The sequence below is a fragment of the Aeromonas sp. ASNIH2 genome (genome assembly GCF_002934795.1).
In the GTDB taxonomy this organism is placed as follows: Bacteria; Pseudomonadota; Gammaproteobacteria; order Enterobacterales; family Aeromonadaceae; genus Aeromonas; species Aeromonas caviae.
The window spans coordinates 2,761,575-2,778,148 of record NZ_CP026406.1; the positions used below are offsets into that span (position 1 = coordinate 2,761,575).

Here is a 16,574-nt window from a genome sequence, read left to right on the forward strand (position 1 = left end):
TCATCCACCATTCACTGGGGAGGTTATGGGTTCCCTTTCCCCAATTTATTGGTGAGTGGGCTCCTTCTTGGTTGCGGCCTCTGTGACGCTATGGTTGCTTGGCTTTGCGGTGCGTTACGCGAGGTAGCCGCCTCTGCCCCTGCGTTTCCATTCGCCGTCTCGTCGCTGTTGGCTTCGGGATAGAACTCCTCCAGCAGCATCGGCACCTCTTCATCGATATCCTCAAATTGGCCATTGCGCAGCAGGTCGCGAGCGGCCTGCTCCATCTGGTCGATGGCGAGCCCCGCCTCTTGATCACGCCGGGCGGCCTCCAGTGCTTGCCTGACTGCCTCAGTCAGGTTGGTTTCTTCCCGCAAGGTCAAATCCACGTAGTAGACCGGTGTGCGGTACGACTGGGTGGTGCTCTTGGCCCGCAACCGCAGGGTGAGCGGCAGATAGCGGGTATGGCCCCCGCTCACTGCCTCCAGGTACTTCAGTCGAGCCGCCAGAGTGCGCACCGAGTTGTAGCCGGTGGTGCGGAAGATAAAGCTACCCAGCTCATCCCCTTGCCCCTCCACAAACAGGTTCAGTCGTCCGTACAGCTTGCAGCCCTGTTGCCCTGCAAAGGCGCAGCGCTCTGGTCCAGGGCAGCTGACTTCCTCCATGCCTTGCGCCCCCACACGTCTCGCCACCTCCCCATTCCCGACACAGAGCGGCCTGCCGGTTTGCCGGTCAAAGGCGCTGTATTCCGCCCGCAGATTCAAGTCGCTGTCGTTGAACAGCACCCTCACTGGAATGGCGCGGATCTTGGTCTGCTCCTGCCCTTGGCCACTCTTTTGCGATGAGTAGTGTTGATGCAGGGGATGGAGCAACCATCCCCCCTTGTGCTGTATCTGGGTGGTGAGGGTGAAGCTGTCGTCCTTCTCCGGTACCCACTTATCCTGTTTTTGCACCAGCTTGCCGATGCAGATCCGCCCGATCACGGGCGGGGTGATCGCCAGTCCTTTGATCATGGTGTTTGCCTCAAGGGTTGAATGGTGAAACGGCGCACGCCGGGCACCGGTTTGACGTAACGGGTGAGCAGGTCGGGATGATCCTGACCGAGCTTTTCGAGATCCGGTGCTAGCCGGTCTTTGCTGCGCTTCCAGGTGATCTTGCCATCGGCAAACAGCCCGGCTGTCGCTTCACCCAAGGTCGCTTGCAGCCGCTGTTTGAGTTGTGACTCCTGCAGCTCGACAGCTTCCTTTTGCTGACGTAAGCGCAGTAGCTCCCCAAACAGCTGGTTAAACTCGGGAGAATCCGAGAGATCCAGCGTCTGACCATCATCGCGGGGAAAGAGCCAGCTCAGGGCATTGGCGGCATCGCTGGAGCCGTCAGGATCGGGCTGCTGGTCTTGTTGCACCATCTGCCAGAACTGCGCTTCCCGCTCGGTGAGATCCTGGATCTTCTCCTCATCGCGCTCGATGCGGTAAATCCGAAAATCCTGGCCGCCGATCAGCACTGCCACCTCAGCCCAGGCATGGCCGGTAACCGCCAATTGATGCAGTACCTGACACTGATAAGCCACCGGCACACCTTCCTCCCACTGGGGGGCGCTGTGATAGCTGGCGGTCTTGATCTCCAGAATGCCCGGCCCATCGGGATGGCCGACTACCTCCCGATCGAGGTTGGCGAGCATGAAGGGTTGCTCGGGGTGTTGCAGCACAGCATTGACCCGTCGCACACGAAAGCCGGTGCGTTTGGCATAGACCTGCGCTAACACAGGCTCCAGCTCAATGCCCCACAGCACGGCTTCCTTGTGTGAGATATCCTCCGGCTCCTTGCGACCGGTCTTCTCCAGCCAGAGGCTGAGCGGGCATTTGTAGGGGGAGAGCCCCACTGCGACGGCGGCATCGGAGGAACCAATGCCGAGTTTACGGATAGCGAGCCACTGCTCGCGGGTTAACTGGGTAGTAGAGGCTAGCCGCAGGGCTTGGCCATATTTGGCTTTTGCTTTCATGACTATTCCTTGTTGACGGCATAAATGGCTACGCCCGGATTGGCTTGCGCCAGTCCGGGTGAGGTCGTTATGCGATTTGAATGGGGAAGCGTAATTACTGCAGCAGAGTGAGTGCCTGATTCAGGGCTTGGGATTTGAGTTGGGCCCCCTGACCAAACCAGGCGGAGTCGAGCCGGTGATCTTGGCTGCGGGCACGGCGGTGGTGATCCACGTATTCAGTGACCGCATTGACCAGCCCCCAGGCGGTATTGCGGGAGCTCGCAAGTTCTGAGCCCATGCCTGCGCCCTGATAGAGCTCATGCAGCCGTTGTACCGGCTTGGTGAGAATGATGTTCTCCTCATCGAGCGGTTGCGCCAGCAAGTCGCTGAAAAAGCGCAGCGCCTCTTCGGGGGCTACGGGCCGCTGTGCCAGCGCCTTGGTCTGGATTTTGAACTCATCCCAATGGGAGAGCCCCAGCCCAAGCGACTCTTTGACAGCAGCGGCGTCGAACTGAGTGGAGTGGGGCACCTTGATGGCGCCGGTAGCGCCACGCAGTGCCATCTGCAGGGTGTTATTGCAAACCACCCGCAAAGAGGTGAACTGCGCCGTGGTGCAGAGCGTGCCGTCGCAGCTGGTCGCCAGCAGCAAATAGGACTTTACCAAGTCATTGCCTTTGAGCTTTAGGTCCTGACCTGTTTTAGCCAGAGCCCACAGCTTGCGGCCGCCTTTAAGCGAGCCTGCTGTTTCCAGCTCAAAGCCACCGGCTTCTACCAGATCTTGATAGAAGTGCAGCACCTCGTGAGGCTGTACCACGTTGTAGCGACTTGAGACCACCGATAGGGGGGCGAGGGTATCGGAGCGATACAGCACCTTGCTATCGCTGTAGGGACGGATATGCAGTGCATCGGAGGCGACGTTAAACATTACGTCACTCTGCTCAATGGTCCAATTCATCCCGGCTGCCTGCAGCCAGATATCGAGAGATTGTTGCGGGGGCAAGACATTGCCAAGGCCATGCCAAGGGGTTTGGCCGGTGTAGGCCATGGTGTCGATCAGGTGAGCCATATCTCCTCCAGGAATTGTGAAATGCAGACATCAGCCTGCTAACTCATGGAGGTGATGTAGGTTTGAAAGTTTATTGAATAGGATGTAGTCGTGTTTTTATTTGTGTGTGCTGTTAAGCAGCATACAGGTTGTTATGTTTGGACAATGCCCTTCATTGGAGATGTGGGTGCAGGATTGGTAAAAGAGGCTCAATCATGAAGGGTGTTTATAGCGTAGGCTAAAGCGTAGGCAGGTAAATAAATTTCAAAAAAACGCATTAAAATCAACATGTAAATACCCTTGCATCATGGGGGTGTGGGCGCTCAAGTTGGCGCCTGGCGCTTGGTATTGTGCTGTCATGTGCTATTCCAGAAGGTGCTCTTGCGGGCAAACGTCTGCCGTCATGGGTCTGAATCTGGGGGCCATTCTACATGCTCGAGGCAAGATGGTGAGGAGGAATCTCCGTCTTGGGGGCAAAGCCGGCGTCCCGTCGCGGATCTGTGCATCCGGCTGATGCTGACCAGAGTGGCCTGGGGGGAGCCTGGCCGAGAAGAGGCATGGGGGAGGAGAAATAGCATCCCCGCACGGATGCGGGGATGGGAGAGACGGGGAGAGTGTCGCCCTCAGTACATGGCTTCGTCGCCGCTCAGCATCTCGTGCAGTTTGGCTTTCTGCTCGGGCGTCAGCACCCGGCTCACCTCGAACAGGTAGTGGGCGCGATGGTAGCGGGCCTCGGCCTGTACGTCGCTGATGGTCTGCAACTGCTTTCTCGCCGCCACTTCATCCCATTTGCCGGACTTGATCATGTTGACGATGACGTCCTGGCCGATTGCGTCGAGCTTGATTGAGCCCAGCTCCCTGGTGGCCTGCTCGCGCAGCCCCTTGATCTGCTCCACCTGTGCGCTGGAGAGGTTCAGCTCCTGGGCCAGGGTGGTCTCGCTCTGCAGCTCGGCGGTACCCTCGGTGGCAAAGGCATGGGTGGCGATACACATTGCGAGGGCTGTCATGGCGACGTTGAACGGATGCTTCATCCGGCTTTCTCCTTGGTCTGATGGGATGGAAACCGCATGCATGGCGGTGTTGGAACATGATAACGAGCAGCCATGTACTGGAGCTTAAGCGACGACAACTTGCTGACGCAGTGGCCCCGGGGTCGGTTGCCCGAGGGGCGGGGCAACTGCATAATGAGCGCCATATTTCGCCTGGAAGAGGCCGGAAGAGGACGCGATGATGGGACTTGAAGCAGAGATCTCCCGCTTATCCCGGGAATTGGGCGAGGCACTGCTGGCCAGAGGCTGGCTGGCCGCCACGGCGGAATCCTGCACCGGCGGCGGGGTTGCCACTGCCATCACGGATACTGCCGGCAGCTCTGCCTGGTTCGATCGCGGTTTCGTGACCTACACCAACGAAGCCAAACAGCAGATGCTCGGCGTCAGCATCGACAGCCTGTTGCGCCACGGCGCCGTCAGCGAACCCGTGGTGCTGGAGATGACCCGGGGCTGCCTGGCCCGCTCCGATGCGGGTATCTGCGTGGCCATCAGCGGTATCGCCGGGCCTGGTGGTGGCAGAGAGGAGAAACCGGTCGGCACTGTCTGGTTTGCCTGGGCAGATCGTACCGGTCGTCACCACTCCCTGCTTGCCCGTTTCGATGGGGATCGCCATCAGGTGCGCCAGCAGGCGGTCAGACAGGCCTTGTCCGGACTCCTGGCACTGCTCAAATAAATTGGGCTTGATACTGTATGCATAAACAGTATACTTAGCCCAACTTCACTTCTTACTCACGATTCCCAGCGGAGATTGGCATGGATCAGAACAAACAGAAGGCACTGGCGGCTGCGCTGGGCCAGATCGAAAAGCAGTTTGGCAAAGGCTCCATCATGCGTCTGGGCGACAGCAAGACCATGGATATCGAAGCCATCTCCACCGGCTCTCTCTCTCTGGACGTGGCGCTGGGGATCGGTGGTCTGCCGTGCGGTCGTATCGTCGAGATCTACGGTCCGGAATCCTCCGGTAAAACTACGCTGACCCTGCAGGTGATCGCCGAAGCCCAGAAGAAGGGCAAGACCTGTGCCTTCGTCGATGCGGAGCACGCACTGGATCCTATCTATGCCGCCAAGCTGGGCGTCAACGTTGACGACCTGCTCATCTCCCAGCCGGATACCGGTGAACAGGCACTGGAGATTTGCGACATGCTGGTGCGCTCCAATGCCGTCGACGTCATCATCGTCGATTCCGTGGCGGCCCTGACCCCGAAAGCGGAAATCGAAGGCGAAATGGGTGACTCCCACGTCGGCCTGCAGGCTCGTCTGATGTCCCAGGCGCTGCGTAAATTGACCGCCAACATCAAGAACGCCAACTGCCTGTGTATCTTCATCAACCAGATCCGGATGAAGATTGGCGTCATGTTCGGCAGCCCGGAGACCACCACCGGTGGTAACGCGCTCAAGTTCTACGCCTCCGTGCGCCTGGACATCCGTCGTACCGGCGCCATCAAGGAGGGTGACGAAGTGGTCGGTAACGAGACCCGCGTCAAGGTCGTCAAGAACAAGGTGGCGCCACCCTTCAAGCAGGCTGAGTTCCAGATCTTCTATGGTGCCGGCATCTCCAAGGAGGGCGAGCTGGTGGATCTCGGCGTCAAGCACAAGCTGATCGACAAGGCGGGTGCCTGGTACAGCTACAACGGCGAGAAGATCGGCCAGGGCAAAGCCAACGTGATGAAGCTCTTCTCCGAAAACAAGGCACTGGCTGCCGAGGTGGAAGTGAAGCTGCGCGAGCTGCTGCTCTCTGGCGCCGCGCCGGTGGAAGAGAAGGCCACGGCTGCCGAATACGACGAGTTTGAAGCTGAAAACGAACAAGAGTTCGAATAAGGAATGAGGAAAGGCCGGGTTGATACCCGGCCTTGTTGTTTATGGCGGATGAATCTGTGAACGGAACGGGCGAGCCCGTCGAATTGGCCTTTGAAGAGCAGCTGGCGGCCGCCCGTGCCTACGCCATGCGCAGCCTGGCCCGTCGCGAGAGTGCCGAGTCGGAGCTGGCCAGACGCCTGCGTCAGAAGGGATTCGAGGAGGAGGTGGTTGCCGTTGTACTCGACCATTGCCGTGGCTATGGCTGGGTCAATGACGAGCGTTACGGTGCCATGGCGGTGCGTGCTGGTGCGGCCAAAGGCCATGGTCCGCTCAGGATCCGCTTCGACCTGCGTCGCAAGGGGCTGGATGACACCCAGATCGAGGCTGCCCTGGATCAACCCGAGCTCGACTGGTTCGAACTGGCGCTTGCGTTGTTGTCGCGTCGGGCAAAGGCGACCGACCTTGCCGACTTCAAACTGCGCATGAAGTGGCTCAAATATCTGATGGGGCGTGGTTTTACCCAGGAACAAGCCCGTTACGCCCTATCAGCCATGCAAGGTGAGCAATAGTGGCGCGCCGAGGTTGAACACCTATAGCAACTGGCGTGCGGTACGGCTGGTGGGGAATATCAGCCCTTCGCCGGGTCTGTCGATGGCGGCCCTGTGGTCGAGCGAGGCATCCTGAAGCCCCCCTGTTGTGACGTCCTTGCGGGTGCTGCTGCCAAACGCTGGCCCCTTGGGGGCTATTTCACCCGCCAAGGGTCCCCACGTTTTACTTTACCCTGCAGAAAACTTACATTAATGCGGTTAAAAGTCCGTATTCGAATCAAGCAGGATTTTCCATGTACATGTCCACGTCAGAGATTCGCGCTGCGTTTCTCGAGTATTTCCGCACCCAGGGACACCAGGTTGTCTCTTCCAGCTCGCTGGTACCGCACAACGATCCGACCCTGCTGTTCACCAACGCAGGGATGAACCAGTTCAAGGACGTGTTCCTTGGCGCCGACAAGCGTGCCTATCACCGTGCCACCACGGCCCAGCGTTGCGTGCGGGCTGGCGGCAAGCACAATGACCTGGAAAACGTCGGCTATACCGCCCGTCACCATACCTTCTTCGAGATGCTGGGCAACTTCAGCTTCGGTGACTACTTCAAACAGGACGCCATCCGGTTTGCATGGGAATTCCTGACCGGTACCCTCAAGCTGCCCAAAGAGCGCCTGTTGGTGACCGTCTACGCGACTGACGACGAAGCCTTCGACATCTGGGAAAAAGAGGTCGGCGTGCCGGCCGATCGCATCGTGCGCATCGGTGACAACAAGGGTGCTCCTTATGCATCCGACAACTTCTGGGCCATGGGCGATACCGGCCCATGCGGTCCCTGCACCGAGATCTTCTACGACCACGGCGATCACATCTGGGGTGGCCCTCCCGGTTCACCGGAAGAGGATGGCGACCGCTTCATCGAGATCTGGAACGTGGTCTTCATGCAGTTCAACCGTCAGGCTGACGGCACCATGGAGCCGCTGCCCCGTCCGTCCGTGGATACCGGCATGGGTCTGGAGCGTATCTCCGCCATCATGCAGGGGGTGCACTCCAACTATGAGATCGACATCTTCCAGGCGTTGATCAAGAAGGCGGCCGAGATTGTCGGCACCACGGATCTGAGCAACCAGTCCCTGCGCGTCATCGCGGACCACATCCGTTCCTGCGCCTTCCTGGTGGCTGACGGAGTCATGCCCTCCAATGAAGGTCGCGGCTACGTGCTGCGCCGCATCATCCGCCGCGCCGTGCGTCACGGCCGCAAGCTGGGTGCTACCGACGTCTTCTTCTACAAACTGGCTGCCGAGCTGGCCGTGCAGATGAAGGATGTGGCGGCGGAACTGATCGCCCAGCTGCCGCTGGTCGAGCGTGTGCTGCGCATCGAGGAGGAGCAGTTCGTCCGCACGCTGGACAGAGGTCTGCTGCTGCTGGAAGACGCCCTGGCCAACCTCGGTGATGCCAAGGTGATCCCGGGTGAAGTGGTGTTCAAGCTCTATGACACTTACGGCTTCCCGGCCGACCTGACCGCCGATGTGGTGCGCGAGCGCGAGATCGGCATCGACGAAGAGGGCTTCAAGGCCGAGATGGAAAAGCAGCGCGCCCGTGCGAAAGAGGCTTCCAGTTTCGGCGTGAACTACAACGACGTGCTGAAGCTCGATTTCGAGACCCCCTTTACCGGTTACAAGCAACTGAGCCAGAACACCCAGGTGGTCGGTATCTACAAGGATGGTGTCGAGGTCAATGGCCTCATCGCCGGTGAAGAGGCCGTGATCGTGCTGACGGAGACCCCCTTCTATGCGGAGTCCGGCGGTCAGGTGGGTGACAGCGGCATCCTCAAGGTGGATGACGGCATCTTCGCCGTCACCGACACCCAGAAAGCGGGCAAGGCGATCATCCACAAGGGCTATCTGGAACTGGGTACCCTGGAGAAGGGAGCCGAGGTCGAGGCCGTGGTCGATGGCGACCGTCGTCAGGCCATCGCCCTTAACCACTCCGTGACTCACCTGCTGCACGCGGCCTTGCGCCAGGCGCTGGGTGAGCACGTGACCCAGAAAGGATCCCTGGTGGGCGCCGAGCGCATGCGCTTCGACTTCTCCCACTTCGAAGGGCTGACCATGGCGACTATTCGCCGGATCGAGGAGCTCGTCAACGCCCAGATCCGTGCCAACCACGAGGTGGCCACCCAGCTGATGGGGCTGGAAGAGGCCAAGTCAGCCGGTGCCATGGCGCTGTTTGGCGAGAAATATGAAGACGATGTGCGTGTGGTTCGCATGGGCGACTACTCCACCGAGCTGTGCGGCGGTACTCACGCCAAGCGCACCGGTGACATCGGCTTCTTCAAGATCATTGCCGAGAGCGGCATCGCGGCTGGCGTGCGTCGTATCGAAGCGGTCACCGGCAAGAGCGCCATCGATCTGATGCACCAGCTGGGTGAACAGATCGAAGAGGCCGCCGCGTTGGTGAAGGGCGATCAGTTCTCCATCGCCGACAAGGTGCGCCAGGTACTGGACAAGGCCAAGATGATGGAGCGCGAGCTGGAACAGCTCAAAGCCAAGCTGGCGGCGCAGGCGGGTAACGACCTGCTGAGTCAGGTCATCGACATCAATGGCCAGAAGGTGCTGGTTGCCGCCCTGGAAGGGGTCGACCCCAAATCCCTGCGCGGCATGCTGGACGAGCTGAAGAACCAGATGAAATCCGGTGTCGTGCTGCTGGCAACCAGCAGTGATGGCAAGGTCAACCTGATCGCGGGCGTGACCAATGACCTGACCGGTAAGGTCAAAGCTGGTGAGCTGGTCAATCTGGTGGCCCAGCAGGTGGGTGGCAAGGGCGGTGGTCGTCCCGACATGGCACAGGCGGGTGGTACCCAGCCTGAGGCGGTGCCGGCGGCGCTGCAATCCGTTCACTCCTGGCTGGAAGAGCGCCTGTAAGCGGGCGAGGTGATCTGTGGCACTCTATGTACAGAAGTACGGTGGCACCTCGGTCGGCACGCTGGAGCGGATCGAGGCAGTTGCTGAGCGGGTTCAACTGACCCGTGCCCAGGGACATGACGTGGTGGTGGTGGTCTCCGCCATGTCGGGCGAAACCAACCGGTTGCTGGGCATGGCCCAGCAGCTGGACCAGGATGCCAACCGGCGCGAGATGGATGTGCTGATCTCCACCGGCGAGCAGGTCACCATTGCGCTGCTGGCGATTGCGCTCAACAAGCGCGGTTGCCCCGCAGTCTCGATGACCGGTGATCAGGTCCGCATCCACACCGACTCCGCCTATGGCAAGGCGCGCATCACCCGTATCGACACCGAGCAGGTGGAAGCCGCACTCGGTGCCGGCAAGGTGGTAGTGATTGCCGGTTTCCAGGGGCGCGATGAGCACAATGCCATCACTACCCTGGGCCGAGGTGGTTCGGATACCACCGCGGTGGCCGTGGCTGCGGCCATCAAGGCCGATGAGTGCCAGATCTTTACCGATGTGGACGGGGTGTATACCACGGATCCGCGCATCGAGCCCAAGGCGCGTCGCCTCGATACCATCACCTTCGAGGAGATGCTCGAGATGGCGAGTCTCGGTGCCAAGGTGTTGCAGATCCGTTCGGTCGAGTTCGCGGGCAAGTACCGCGTGCCGCTAAGGGTGCTGTCGAGTTTCGTCGACGGAGAGGGAACCTTAATCACATATGGAGGTGAGAGGATGGAAGCACCCCTGGTATCCGGCATTGCGTTCAATCGCAACGAGGCCAGCCTGACCATTCTGGGTGTGCCGGACAGGCCGACCGTGGCCGCGCAGATCCTGAATCCGATCAGCGACGCCAACATAGATGTCGACATGATAGTGCAGAACACCATGGGGGATGGCACCGCCGATTTCACCTTCACGGTGAATCGCGATGATTATCGCCGGGCCCGCGCCTTGCTGGAGGAGACCGCCAGCGAGCTGGGGGCCGCCTGCGTGCAGGGCAACGGAGAGATCGCCAAGGTCTCCATCGTCGGGGTCGGCATGTGGAATCATCCTGGTGTAGCACGCACCATGTTCAAGGTATTGGGTGAGGAAGGGATCAACATGCAGCTGATCTCCACCTCTGAAATCAAGATATCCGTGGTGATTGACGAGAAGTACCTGGAGCTGGCCGTGCGTTCGTTGCACTCGGCGTTCGGGTTGGATCAAGAGCCTCATGAGCAGCCCTTGGGAAACAATCCCTGATTGATTTAGTTTCAACCATTTACCATATCGGTATCTTTGTAAGATAATGGCGCATATCGATATAAATACAAAACAGGATACAGGAGCAAGCGAATGCTTATTTTGACTCGTCGTGTAGGGGAAACCCTGATGATTGGTGACGAAGTAACCGTTACCGTACTGGGCGTCAAAGGGAACCAGGTTCGTATCGGTGTGAATGCACCGAAAGAGGTTTCCGTACACCGCGAAGAGATCTACATGCGGATACAGGCCGAGAAAGTCCCGGGCCAACCGAATTTCTAAGCCATTTCATGGCTGCCTGAAGGCGACATCCTGGATGTCGCCTTTTGTTTTTCAGGGGCCTGCAAATCGGCCTGCAGAGCGCGAAACTACTGGGTAAGTGTCGATATTGCTTGAATATTCCACTCTTTGGCCAAATGCTGAGCGAACGCTCTGTTTTCTCCAAAAAAGTGTTTGACTAAAAATCCCTGTGAAGTATTATCAGCCCCGCAAACGGAGAGGTGGCCGAGAGGCTGAAGGCGCTCCCCTGCTAAGGGAGTATGCGGCTTATACCCGCATCGGGGGTTCGAATCCCCCCTTCTCCGCCATTTTGCGCCCGTAGCTCAGCTGGATAGAGTACCTGGCTACGAACCAGGTGGTCAGAGGTTCGAATCCTCTCGGGCGCACCACATTTGACTCTTGGAGTCATGTGTTGACCATAAGCAAGTCGGCACTAAAGAAGGCTTACTGTTGAGTAAGCTTTTTTTATCGTTTGAAAACAGGGCGCCCGTAGCTCAGCTGGATAGAGTACCTGGCTACGAACCAGGTGGTCAGAGGTTCGAATCCTCTCGGGCGCACCATTTCAAGCAATACAATGATTTATGAGCGCCCGTAGCTCAGCTGGATAGAGTACCTGGCTACGAACCAGGTGGTCAGAGGTTCGAATCCTCTCGGGCGCACCATGTTTCAAGCAGTGCAACAATTTATGAGCGCCCGTAGCTCAGCTGGATAGAGTACCTGGCTACGAACCAGGTGGTCAGAGGTTCGAATCCTCTCGGGCGCACCATATTTCAAGCAGTGCAACAAGTTGTGAGCGCCCGTAGCTCAGCTGGATAGAGTACCTGGCTACGAACCAGGTGGTCAGAGGTTCGAATCCTCTCGGGCGCACCATACAGACAGCCTCGACGTCAGTCGGGGCTGTTTTTTTATGGGCGATATTCTCCTCCTCATCATGGGGTTGTCTCTCTCGTGTCCTTCTCCCTGACCCCCCCCACGGGGGACGGTTCCCCCTGGCTGCACGTGCCCCTGGGTAACCACTCTCCACGTATCTTGCCTGGCAGGCTGCTGACGCATCCCGTGGCCGTGCCTGTGGATCTGGGTGCCCTTACCATAACGCACTATGCTGTGCGGGGCTGGCGCCCTCTGGCGGCCTGCTGAGGCATTTGGCGGGCAATAAAAAAGGATGCCGCGGCATCCTTTCATGTCTTCGTGGAAAGAATCAGCTTTTCAGCCACTTGCGGATGCGGTTGGCATCCCCGACAGGGGTGCGTTTGCCCACCGAGTTGAGCAGTACGATGGCGAGCTCCTGACGATCCGGTTTGGCACGCATCAGCAGGCAGCGGCCCGCTTCGTCGGTATAGCCTGTCTTGGAGAGGCGTACATCCCAGTCCGGGTTCTTCACCAGCGGGTTGGTATTGTTGAACATCAGGCTGTAGGCCGGCTTGTGAAAGCGCATCTCCCTGCTGGTGTCCTGGGTGAATTCACGGATCAGCGGCTGTCGATAGGCCGCAGAGAGAAGCTTGGCCAGATCCTGGGCGGTGGAGACGTTGCGGGTGGAGAGACCGGTGGAGTCATAGTAGCGGGTGTTGCGCATGCCGAGCTGTCTGGCCTTGTTGTTCATGGCGCGGATGAAGGCCTGGCGACCCCCCGGGTAGTGGCGGGCAAGCGCCGAGGCCATGCGGTTCTCGGAGGACATCAGCGCCAGATGCAGGGCGTCGCGGCGGCTGACCTGGGTGCCCATGCGCACCCGTGAATAGGTGTGCTTAATGTTGTCCCTGTCGTTCTGATCGATGGTCAGGGTCTGATTGAGGTTCTGGCGGGCATCCAGCACCACCAGCGCCGTCATCAGCTTGGTGAGGGAGGCGATGGGGCGCACCCGGGTGGGGTTTTTCTGATACAGGGTCTTGCCGGTGTTGACGTCCATCACCAGGGCACTGCCCGATTTGAGCTGCAGCTTGGCCGGGTCGGGGGCCGCCAGGGCTGTCTGCGAACCCAGCAGTCCCATCAATCCACCTACCAGCGCGATTGCGCGAATCCAACACCCCATACAACCAACTCCATCCACAGCGAAAAAAGGCGCTAGATTCACTCATTTTTGCCCCTGCTTTACAAGAGCGAGCAGGGAGAATTCGCCACTATTTTCCATAAAAAAGGGCCGCCTGTGGGCGCAATGCTGATCAGTTAAGGATCCATTGACCGATCCTTCTGCTGTAGGACAATCCGGAACCAATCACTAGTTCCGGATTTTTTATGTCTATTGCAAACGATCTGAACGATGTTGTTGAGGCATCTGGCGACATGCTGGCTCGGCTGGCCATTTTTGCCGACCATATTCCCGACGAATGGATTACTGCCGCTGCCGCCTTGTCTGAAAAGGCCACTATCCGCCGACGCCGCTTACCTTCTGATATGGTCTTGTGGCTCGTCGTGGGGATGGCCTTTTTCCGCAATGAGCCCATCTCCGAGGTCGCTCGGCGCCTCAACATCTGTGCAGAAGGGTTGGCCAATGATGCCTTGCTCGCGGACAGTGCCCTGTCTCAGGCCCGTCAGCGACTCGGCAAACAGCCGCTCGAGTGGCTGTTCAAACAGTGCGCCGATGTGTGGGGGCGGGAACGTTATCCTGAAGACCATTGGCACGGTTTACAGGTCTTTGCCATCGATGGGGCCCTGTTCCGAACCCAGGATATACCTGAACTCAGAGCACATTTCGGCTCGGGTAACACCTCAACCAACCGGCAGACACCCTACCCGATGCTGCGGTTGGTCACGCTCATGAATGTCCGCTCGCATGTCATTGCCAACGCGGCCATCAGCCCGTACCGCAAAGGGGAAATCCCCCTGGCCTGCGAGTTCATTCACTCATTGCCGGACAAGTCAGTGACCCTGCTGGATAAAGGCTTCTTCGGTGCCGACCTGTTGCTGCGTATTCAGGCCGAAGACACCGACCGTCACTGGCTCATCCCGGAACGCAAGGGGCTGGTATACACGGAACTTGAGCGCTATGGCGACGGTGACCGTCTGTTGCAAATGACGGTCTCGCCTCAGGCTAGCAAGAAAAACCCGGCGTTGCCGACACACTGGCAAGTTCGCGCAGTGACCTATGAGGTGGCAGGCAAGGAGAAAACGGTCTTTACCTCCCTGCCCGTGGCGCGATTCAGTGCAGCTCAGGTGGCGACCCTGTACCACGAGCGCTGGGAAATCGAGCTGGGATACCGGGATATCAAAAGCGCGATGCAGCACAACGCCATCACGCTGAGAAGCAAGAAAGTGAACTTGGTCTATCAGGAGCTGTGGGGATTGCTGCTTGGATACAATCTGGTCAGGCGGGAGGCCAGCCAGGCCGCCGTAGCCCATCAGCGAGCGCCCAATGAGGTGAGCTTTAAGTTTGCCTGTCAGTTCATCGCGAACCAGATGGCAGTGATGGCGGGCGCGTTATCGCCAGCCCATACGCCACGGAGGTTGGCGGAGTTGCGGGGCTGCATAGGCGTCATGTTCATAGAAAAACGCCCCAGGCCATCGAGACCCAGGGCGGTGAAGATATCAAAGACCCGTTTTCCGGTAAATCGCAATGCGGCTCCGCTTAAGTGAACAGCATTGCGCCTGTGGGCGACCCTGTGGTTTGTCTCACTCTCTGGAGACGCCGGGCTTGCGTCTGCTCCACCAGCGCCAGACCAGAGCGATGAGGCCGCCCACCAGCAGCATGACCGGCAGGTAGATAATGACGCTGAGAAATTGGGACTCATACTGCGCGGCCAGCTTGGTGTGGCTCAGGTAGTAACCCAGCCCGACCAGGGGGCAGATCCACATGATGGAGCTGATCAGGTTGACCACCAGGAAGCGCCCCTGGGGGATCTCGTTGGCGCCGACGATATAGGGGTAGGCGGTACGCACGAAGGCGATGTAGCGGGCGGTGATCAGGGTGATGATGCCGTACTTGTTGAGCAGGTAATGCACCTTCTCCTTGTGTTTGTCATCGAGGTGGGACATCAGCCTGTGATACATCCGGGTGTGGCCGAGGAAACGCCCCTGCATGTAGCCAAGCCAGGTGCCGACGAAGGTCGCCATGATCAGCAGCGGGACCACCGCCATCGGCAACACCCCCTGATAGATCAGCACGCCGGTCAGGATCAGCAGGGTATCCCCTGGCAGGAAGGCGGTGGGGATAAAGCCATTCTCGAGCACCAGGAAGGTCAGCAGGACGACATAGACCATGAAGACCATCTTGGGATCAGAGAGTGTCGCCAGATCCTGATGCATAAAGGCGTGAGCCAGGTGGTAAAACTGCTCCATACATGCAAACTCCGCAGGTTAGCTGGGTTGGTCGGTCAAGGGCATGGCAAGCACCTTGTCGATACGCAGGCCGTCCATATCCACGATTTCCAGTTGCCACTGTTCCAGGGTGACCAGGTCTCCGGTCTGGGGAAGGCGGCCAAGGAGCAGCATGATAAGCCCTCCAAGGGTGTGATAGTGATGTTTTTCTTCTTCCGGCAGACGAACCAGCTCCAGACAGTCCTTCAATTCTGGCAGCGGAATGAGGCCGTCGAGCAGCCAGCTGCCGTCGGCGCGCTGGAAGGCCCAGTTGTCTTCCCCATCTTCCTGCTGGAAGTCGCCGGCCAGGGTTTCCAGCAGATCCTGCTGGGTGACCAGCCCCTGCAGCTCGCCATATTCGTCCACCACCAGCACCATGTGCTCGGAGTGGGTACGGAAGTGGTTGAGCAGCTCCAGGCCGTTGAGGGTCTCCGGCAGCAGGCTGCCGTCCTGGGTCAGCGCCGCCAGATCGATGGGCTCTCCCTTGATGTAGGCGTGCAGCACCTTGCTGACGTTGAGGATGCCCACCAGATCCGACAGGCTGCCGTCACAGACAGGGAAGAAGCTGTGGCGATACTCCACCAGACGTTGGAGGTTCACTTCCAGCGGCAGTGACAGGTCCAGATAGCGGATGTCGCTGCGCGGCACCATCAGGGAGGCCAGGCTGCGTTCGTCGAGGCGGAACACGTTGCGCAACATAGTGTGCTCATGGTCCTCAATCACCCCCGCTTCGGAGCCCTCCACCAGCATGGCGTGGATCTCCTCCTGAGTGACGTTGTTGCTGCTGCGCTGATCGACCCGCAGCAGCCGCAGGCTGGCGTTGGTGGAGGCGGAGAGCAACCAGACGAAGGGACGGGTCAGGGTCGCCAGCCAGAGCATGGGGCGGGCTACCAGACAGGCAATGCGCTCGGCGCTGAGCTGTCCGAGGCGTTTGGGCACGAGCTCCCCTACCACGATGGAGAGATAGGTGACCAGCACGACCACGATGACGGTGGCGAGCAGGCTGCTGCTCTTGGGGGAGAGCCCCCACTCCTGCAGCCAGAGAGCGAAGGGCTGGGCCAGCAGGGACTCGCCATAGATACCGTTGAGCAGACCGATGCTGGTGATGCCGATCTGCACGGCGGAGAGGAAATGGGTCGGATCTTCCCCGAGCTTGAGGGCGATGGCGGCGGAGCGGCTCCCTTCGCTCGCCATTTTGGCGAGGCGTGCCTTGCGTGCCGTCACGATGGCGATTTCCGACATGGCGAAGACGCCATTGAGCAAAATCAATCCAAACAGGATCAATATTTCCATACTGCAGCAGCACTCCCGATAGAAAAGACCGCTGGCAGTGTAATGAATTTGCGGGCTCTGCGCTTGTGAAAGGAGGTGATTTGGCTCGTGAATTTTTGAATATCGTCCCGGCGGGAGGGATAAAACTGCGGGGCAGG

Annotated in this window: 14 protein-coding genes and 6 tRNA genes; 13 read left to right on the top strand and 7 right to left on the bottom strand. The window is 59.2% G+C overall.

Going from position 1 to position 16,574, the window contains the following annotated elements; genetic code table 11:
- Positions 1-23: 23 nt before the first annotated feature.
- The 4 genes from C3F36_RS13105 to C3F36_RS13120 all read right to left on the bottom strand — a co-directional run bounded on the left by C3F36_RS13105 (position 24) and on the right by C3F36_RS13120 (position 4,033).
- Positions 24-992 (bottom strand): recombination directionality factor, encoded by a 969-nt coding sequence (locus C3F36_RS13105; RefSeq protein ID WP_058395397.1) that lies wholly within the window; start codon positions 990-992, stop codon positions 24-26.
- Positions 989-1,978 (bottom strand): YqaJ viral recombinase family nuclease, encoded by a 990-nt coding sequence (locus tag C3F36_RS13110; RefSeq protein WP_042081036.1) that lies wholly within the window; start codon positions 1,976-1,978, stop codon positions 989-991. The genes C3F36_RS13105 and C3F36_RS13110 overlap by 4 nt, the downstream gene beginning before the upstream one ends.
- 94 nt (positions 1,979-2,072) lie before the next feature.
- Positions 2,073-3,023, bottom strand: a complete 951-nt coding sequence (locus C3F36_RS13115) for a DUF932 domain-containing protein (protein ID WP_043851987.1) — start codon at positions 3,021-3,023, stop codon at positions 2,073-2,075.
- A 602-nt stretch (positions 3,024-3,625) separates the two neighbouring features.
- Complete coding sequence (locus C3F36_RS13120; RefSeq protein WP_010672817.1) at positions 3,626-4,033, bottom strand: Spy/CpxP family protein refolding chaperone; 408 nt, start codon at positions 4,031-4,033, stop codon at positions 3,626-3,628.
- A gap of 199 nt (positions 4,034-4,232) precedes the next feature.
- Here C3F36_RS13120 and pncC point away from each other — a divergent pair, with 199 nt between their 5' ends.
- The 12 genes from pncC to C3F36_RS13180 all read left to right on the top strand — a co-directional run bounded on the left by pncC (position 4,233) and on the right by C3F36_RS13180 (position 11,727).
- The gene (gene pncC / locus C3F36_RS13125) at positions 4,233-4,724 is read left to right on the top strand and encodes a nicotinamide-nucleotide amidase (protein ID WP_104456052.1); all 492 of its coding nucleotides are present in this window, start codon (positions 4,233-4,235) and stop codon (positions 4,722-4,724) included.
- Positions 4,725-4,804: 80 nt separating this feature from the next.
- A complete protein-coding gene (gene recA, locus C3F36_RS13130; protein WP_010672819.1) occupies positions 4,805-5,869 on the top strand; it encodes a recombinase RecA in 1,065 nt (354 codons plus the stop codon).
- A 41-nt stretch (positions 5,870-5,910) separates the two neighbouring features.
- Entirely contained in the window at positions 5,911-6,417 is a 507-nt protein-coding gene (locus tag C3F36_RS13135) for a regulatory protein RecX (RefSeq protein WP_104455205.1), read from the top strand.
- Positions 6,418-6,689: 272 nt separating this feature from the next.
- A complete protein-coding gene (alaS, locus tag C3F36_RS13140) occupies positions 6,690-9,314 on the top strand; it encodes an alanine--tRNA ligase (RefSeq protein WP_104455206.1) in 2,625 nt (874 codons plus the stop codon).
- Between the two features lie 16 nt (positions 9,315-9,330).
- Positions 9,331-10,578, top strand: coding sequence for an aspartate kinase (locus C3F36_RS13145; protein WP_010672822.1), 1,248 nt, complete (start codon positions 9,331-9,333; stop codon positions 10,576-10,578).
- Positions 10,579-10,671: 93 nt separating this feature from the next.
- Positions 10,672-10,860, top strand: coding sequence for a carbon storage regulator CsrA (gene csrA / locus C3F36_RS13150; protein WP_005315760.1), 189 nt, complete (start codon positions 10,672-10,674; stop codon positions 10,858-10,860).
- Positions 10,861-11,072: 212 nt separating this feature from the next.
- Positions 11,073-11,165, top strand: a tRNA-Ser gene (locus C3F36_RS13155).
- A gap of 4 nt (positions 11,166-11,169) precedes the next feature.
- Positions 11,170-11,246, top strand: a tRNA-Arg gene (locus C3F36_RS13160).
- 94 nt (positions 11,247-11,340) lie between these two features.
- Positions 11,341-11,417, top strand: a tRNA-Arg gene (locus tag C3F36_RS13165).
- Positions 11,418-11,442: 25 nt separating this feature from the next.
- Positions 11,443-11,519: transfer RNA gene (locus C3F36_RS13170), tRNA-Arg, on the top strand.
- 27 nt (positions 11,520-11,546) lie between these two features.
- Positions 11,547-11,623 (top strand) — tRNA-Arg (locus C3F36_RS13175).
- A gap of 27 nt (positions 11,624-11,650) precedes the next feature.
- Positions 11,651-11,727 (top strand) — tRNA-Arg (locus tag C3F36_RS13180).
- Positions 11,728-12,055: 328 nt separating this feature from the next.
- Here C3F36_RS13180 and pbpG read toward each other — a convergent pair.
- Positions 12,056-12,841 carry a D-alanyl-D-alanine endopeptidase gene (gene pbpG / locus C3F36_RS13185; protein ID WP_407161201.1) on the bottom strand — a complete coding sequence of 262 codons (786 nt, stop codon included), beginning with the start codon at positions 12,839-12,841 and terminating at the stop codon, positions 12,056-12,058.
- A gap of 245 nt (positions 12,842-13,086) precedes the next feature.
- Between pbpG and C3F36_RS13190 the strand changes: the two genes are divergently transcribed.
- The gene (locus tag C3F36_RS13190; protein ID WP_104455208.1) at positions 13,087-14,424 is read left to right on the top strand and encodes an IS4-like element ISAeme15 family transposase; all 1,338 of its coding nucleotides are present in this window, start codon (positions 13,087-13,089) and stop codon (positions 14,422-14,424) included.
- 36 nt (positions 14,425-14,460) lie between these two features.
- Here the strand turns inward: C3F36_RS13190 and C3F36_RS13195 are convergent, their stop codons facing one another.
- Together C3F36_RS13195 and C3F36_RS13200 are read right to left on the bottom strand one after the other, a co-directional pair.
- Positions 14,461-15,126 carry a DedA family protein gene (locus C3F36_RS13195; RefSeq protein ID WP_104455209.1) on the bottom strand — a complete coding sequence of 222 codons (666 nt, stop codon included), beginning with the start codon at positions 15,124-15,126 and terminating at the stop codon, positions 14,461-14,463.
- An 18-nt stretch (positions 15,127-15,144) separates the two neighbouring features.
- Positions 15,145-16,437: a hemolysin family protein gene (locus tag C3F36_RS13200; protein ID WP_029313724.1), complete on the bottom strand. Its 1,293-nt coding sequence runs from the start codon at positions 16,435-16,437 to the stop codon at positions 15,145-15,147.
- Positions 16,438-16,574: the final 137 nt, after the last annotated feature.

What these genes read in the sequence shown, in the direction of transcription:
- C3F36_RS13105 (WP_058395397.1), bottom strand. Translation starts at nt 992, where the DNA reads ATGATCAAAGGACTGGCGATCACCCCGCCCGTGATCGGGCGGATCTGC.
- C3F36_RS13110 (WP_042081036.1), bottom strand. Translation starts at nt 1,978, where the DNA reads ATGAAAGCAAAAGCCAAATATGGCCAAGCCCTGCGGCTAGCCTCTACT.
- C3F36_RS13115 (WP_043851987.1), bottom strand. Translation starts at nt 3,023, where the DNA reads ATGGCTCACCTGATCGACACCATGGCCTACACCGGCCAAACCCCTTGG.
- C3F36_RS13120 (WP_010672817.1), bottom strand. Translation starts at nt 4,033, where the DNA reads ATGAAGCATCCGTTCAACGTCGCCATGACAGCCCTCGCAATGTGTATC.
- pncC (WP_104456052.1), top strand. Translation starts at nt 4,233, where the DNA reads ATGGGACTTGAAGCAGAGATCTCCCGCTTATCCCGGGAATTGGGCGAG.
- recA (WP_010672819.1), top strand. Translation starts at nt 4,805, where the DNA reads ATGGATCAGAACAAACAGAAGGCACTGGCGGCTGCGCTGGGCCAGATC.
- C3F36_RS13135 (WP_104455205.1), top strand. Translation starts at nt 5,911, where the DNA reads ATGGCGGATGAATCTGTGAACGGAACGGGCGAGCCCGTCGAATTGGCC.
- alaS (WP_104455206.1), top strand. Translation starts at nt 6,690, where the DNA reads ATGTACATGTCCACGTCAGAGATTCGCGCTGCGTTTCTCGAGTATTTC.
- csrA (WP_005315760.1), top strand. Translation starts at nt 10,672, where the DNA reads ATGCTTATTTTGACTCGTCGTGTAGGGGAAACCCTGATGATTGGTGAC.
- pbpG (WP_407161201.1), bottom strand. Translation starts at nt 12,841, where the DNA reads ATGGGACTGCTGGGTTCGCAGACAGCCCTGGCGGCCCCCGACCCGGCC.
- C3F36_RS13190 (WP_104455208.1), top strand. Translation starts at nt 13,087, where the DNA reads ATGTCTATTGCAAACGATCTGAACGATGTTGTTGAGGCATCTGGCGAC.
- C3F36_RS13195 (WP_104455209.1), bottom strand. Translation starts at nt 15,126, where the DNA reads ATGGAGCAGTTTTACCACCTGGCTCACGCCTTTATGCATCAGGATCTG.
- C3F36_RS13200 (WP_029313724.1), bottom strand. Translation starts at nt 16,437, where the DNA reads ATGGAAATATTGATCCTGTTTGGATTGATTTTGCTCAATGGCGTCTTC.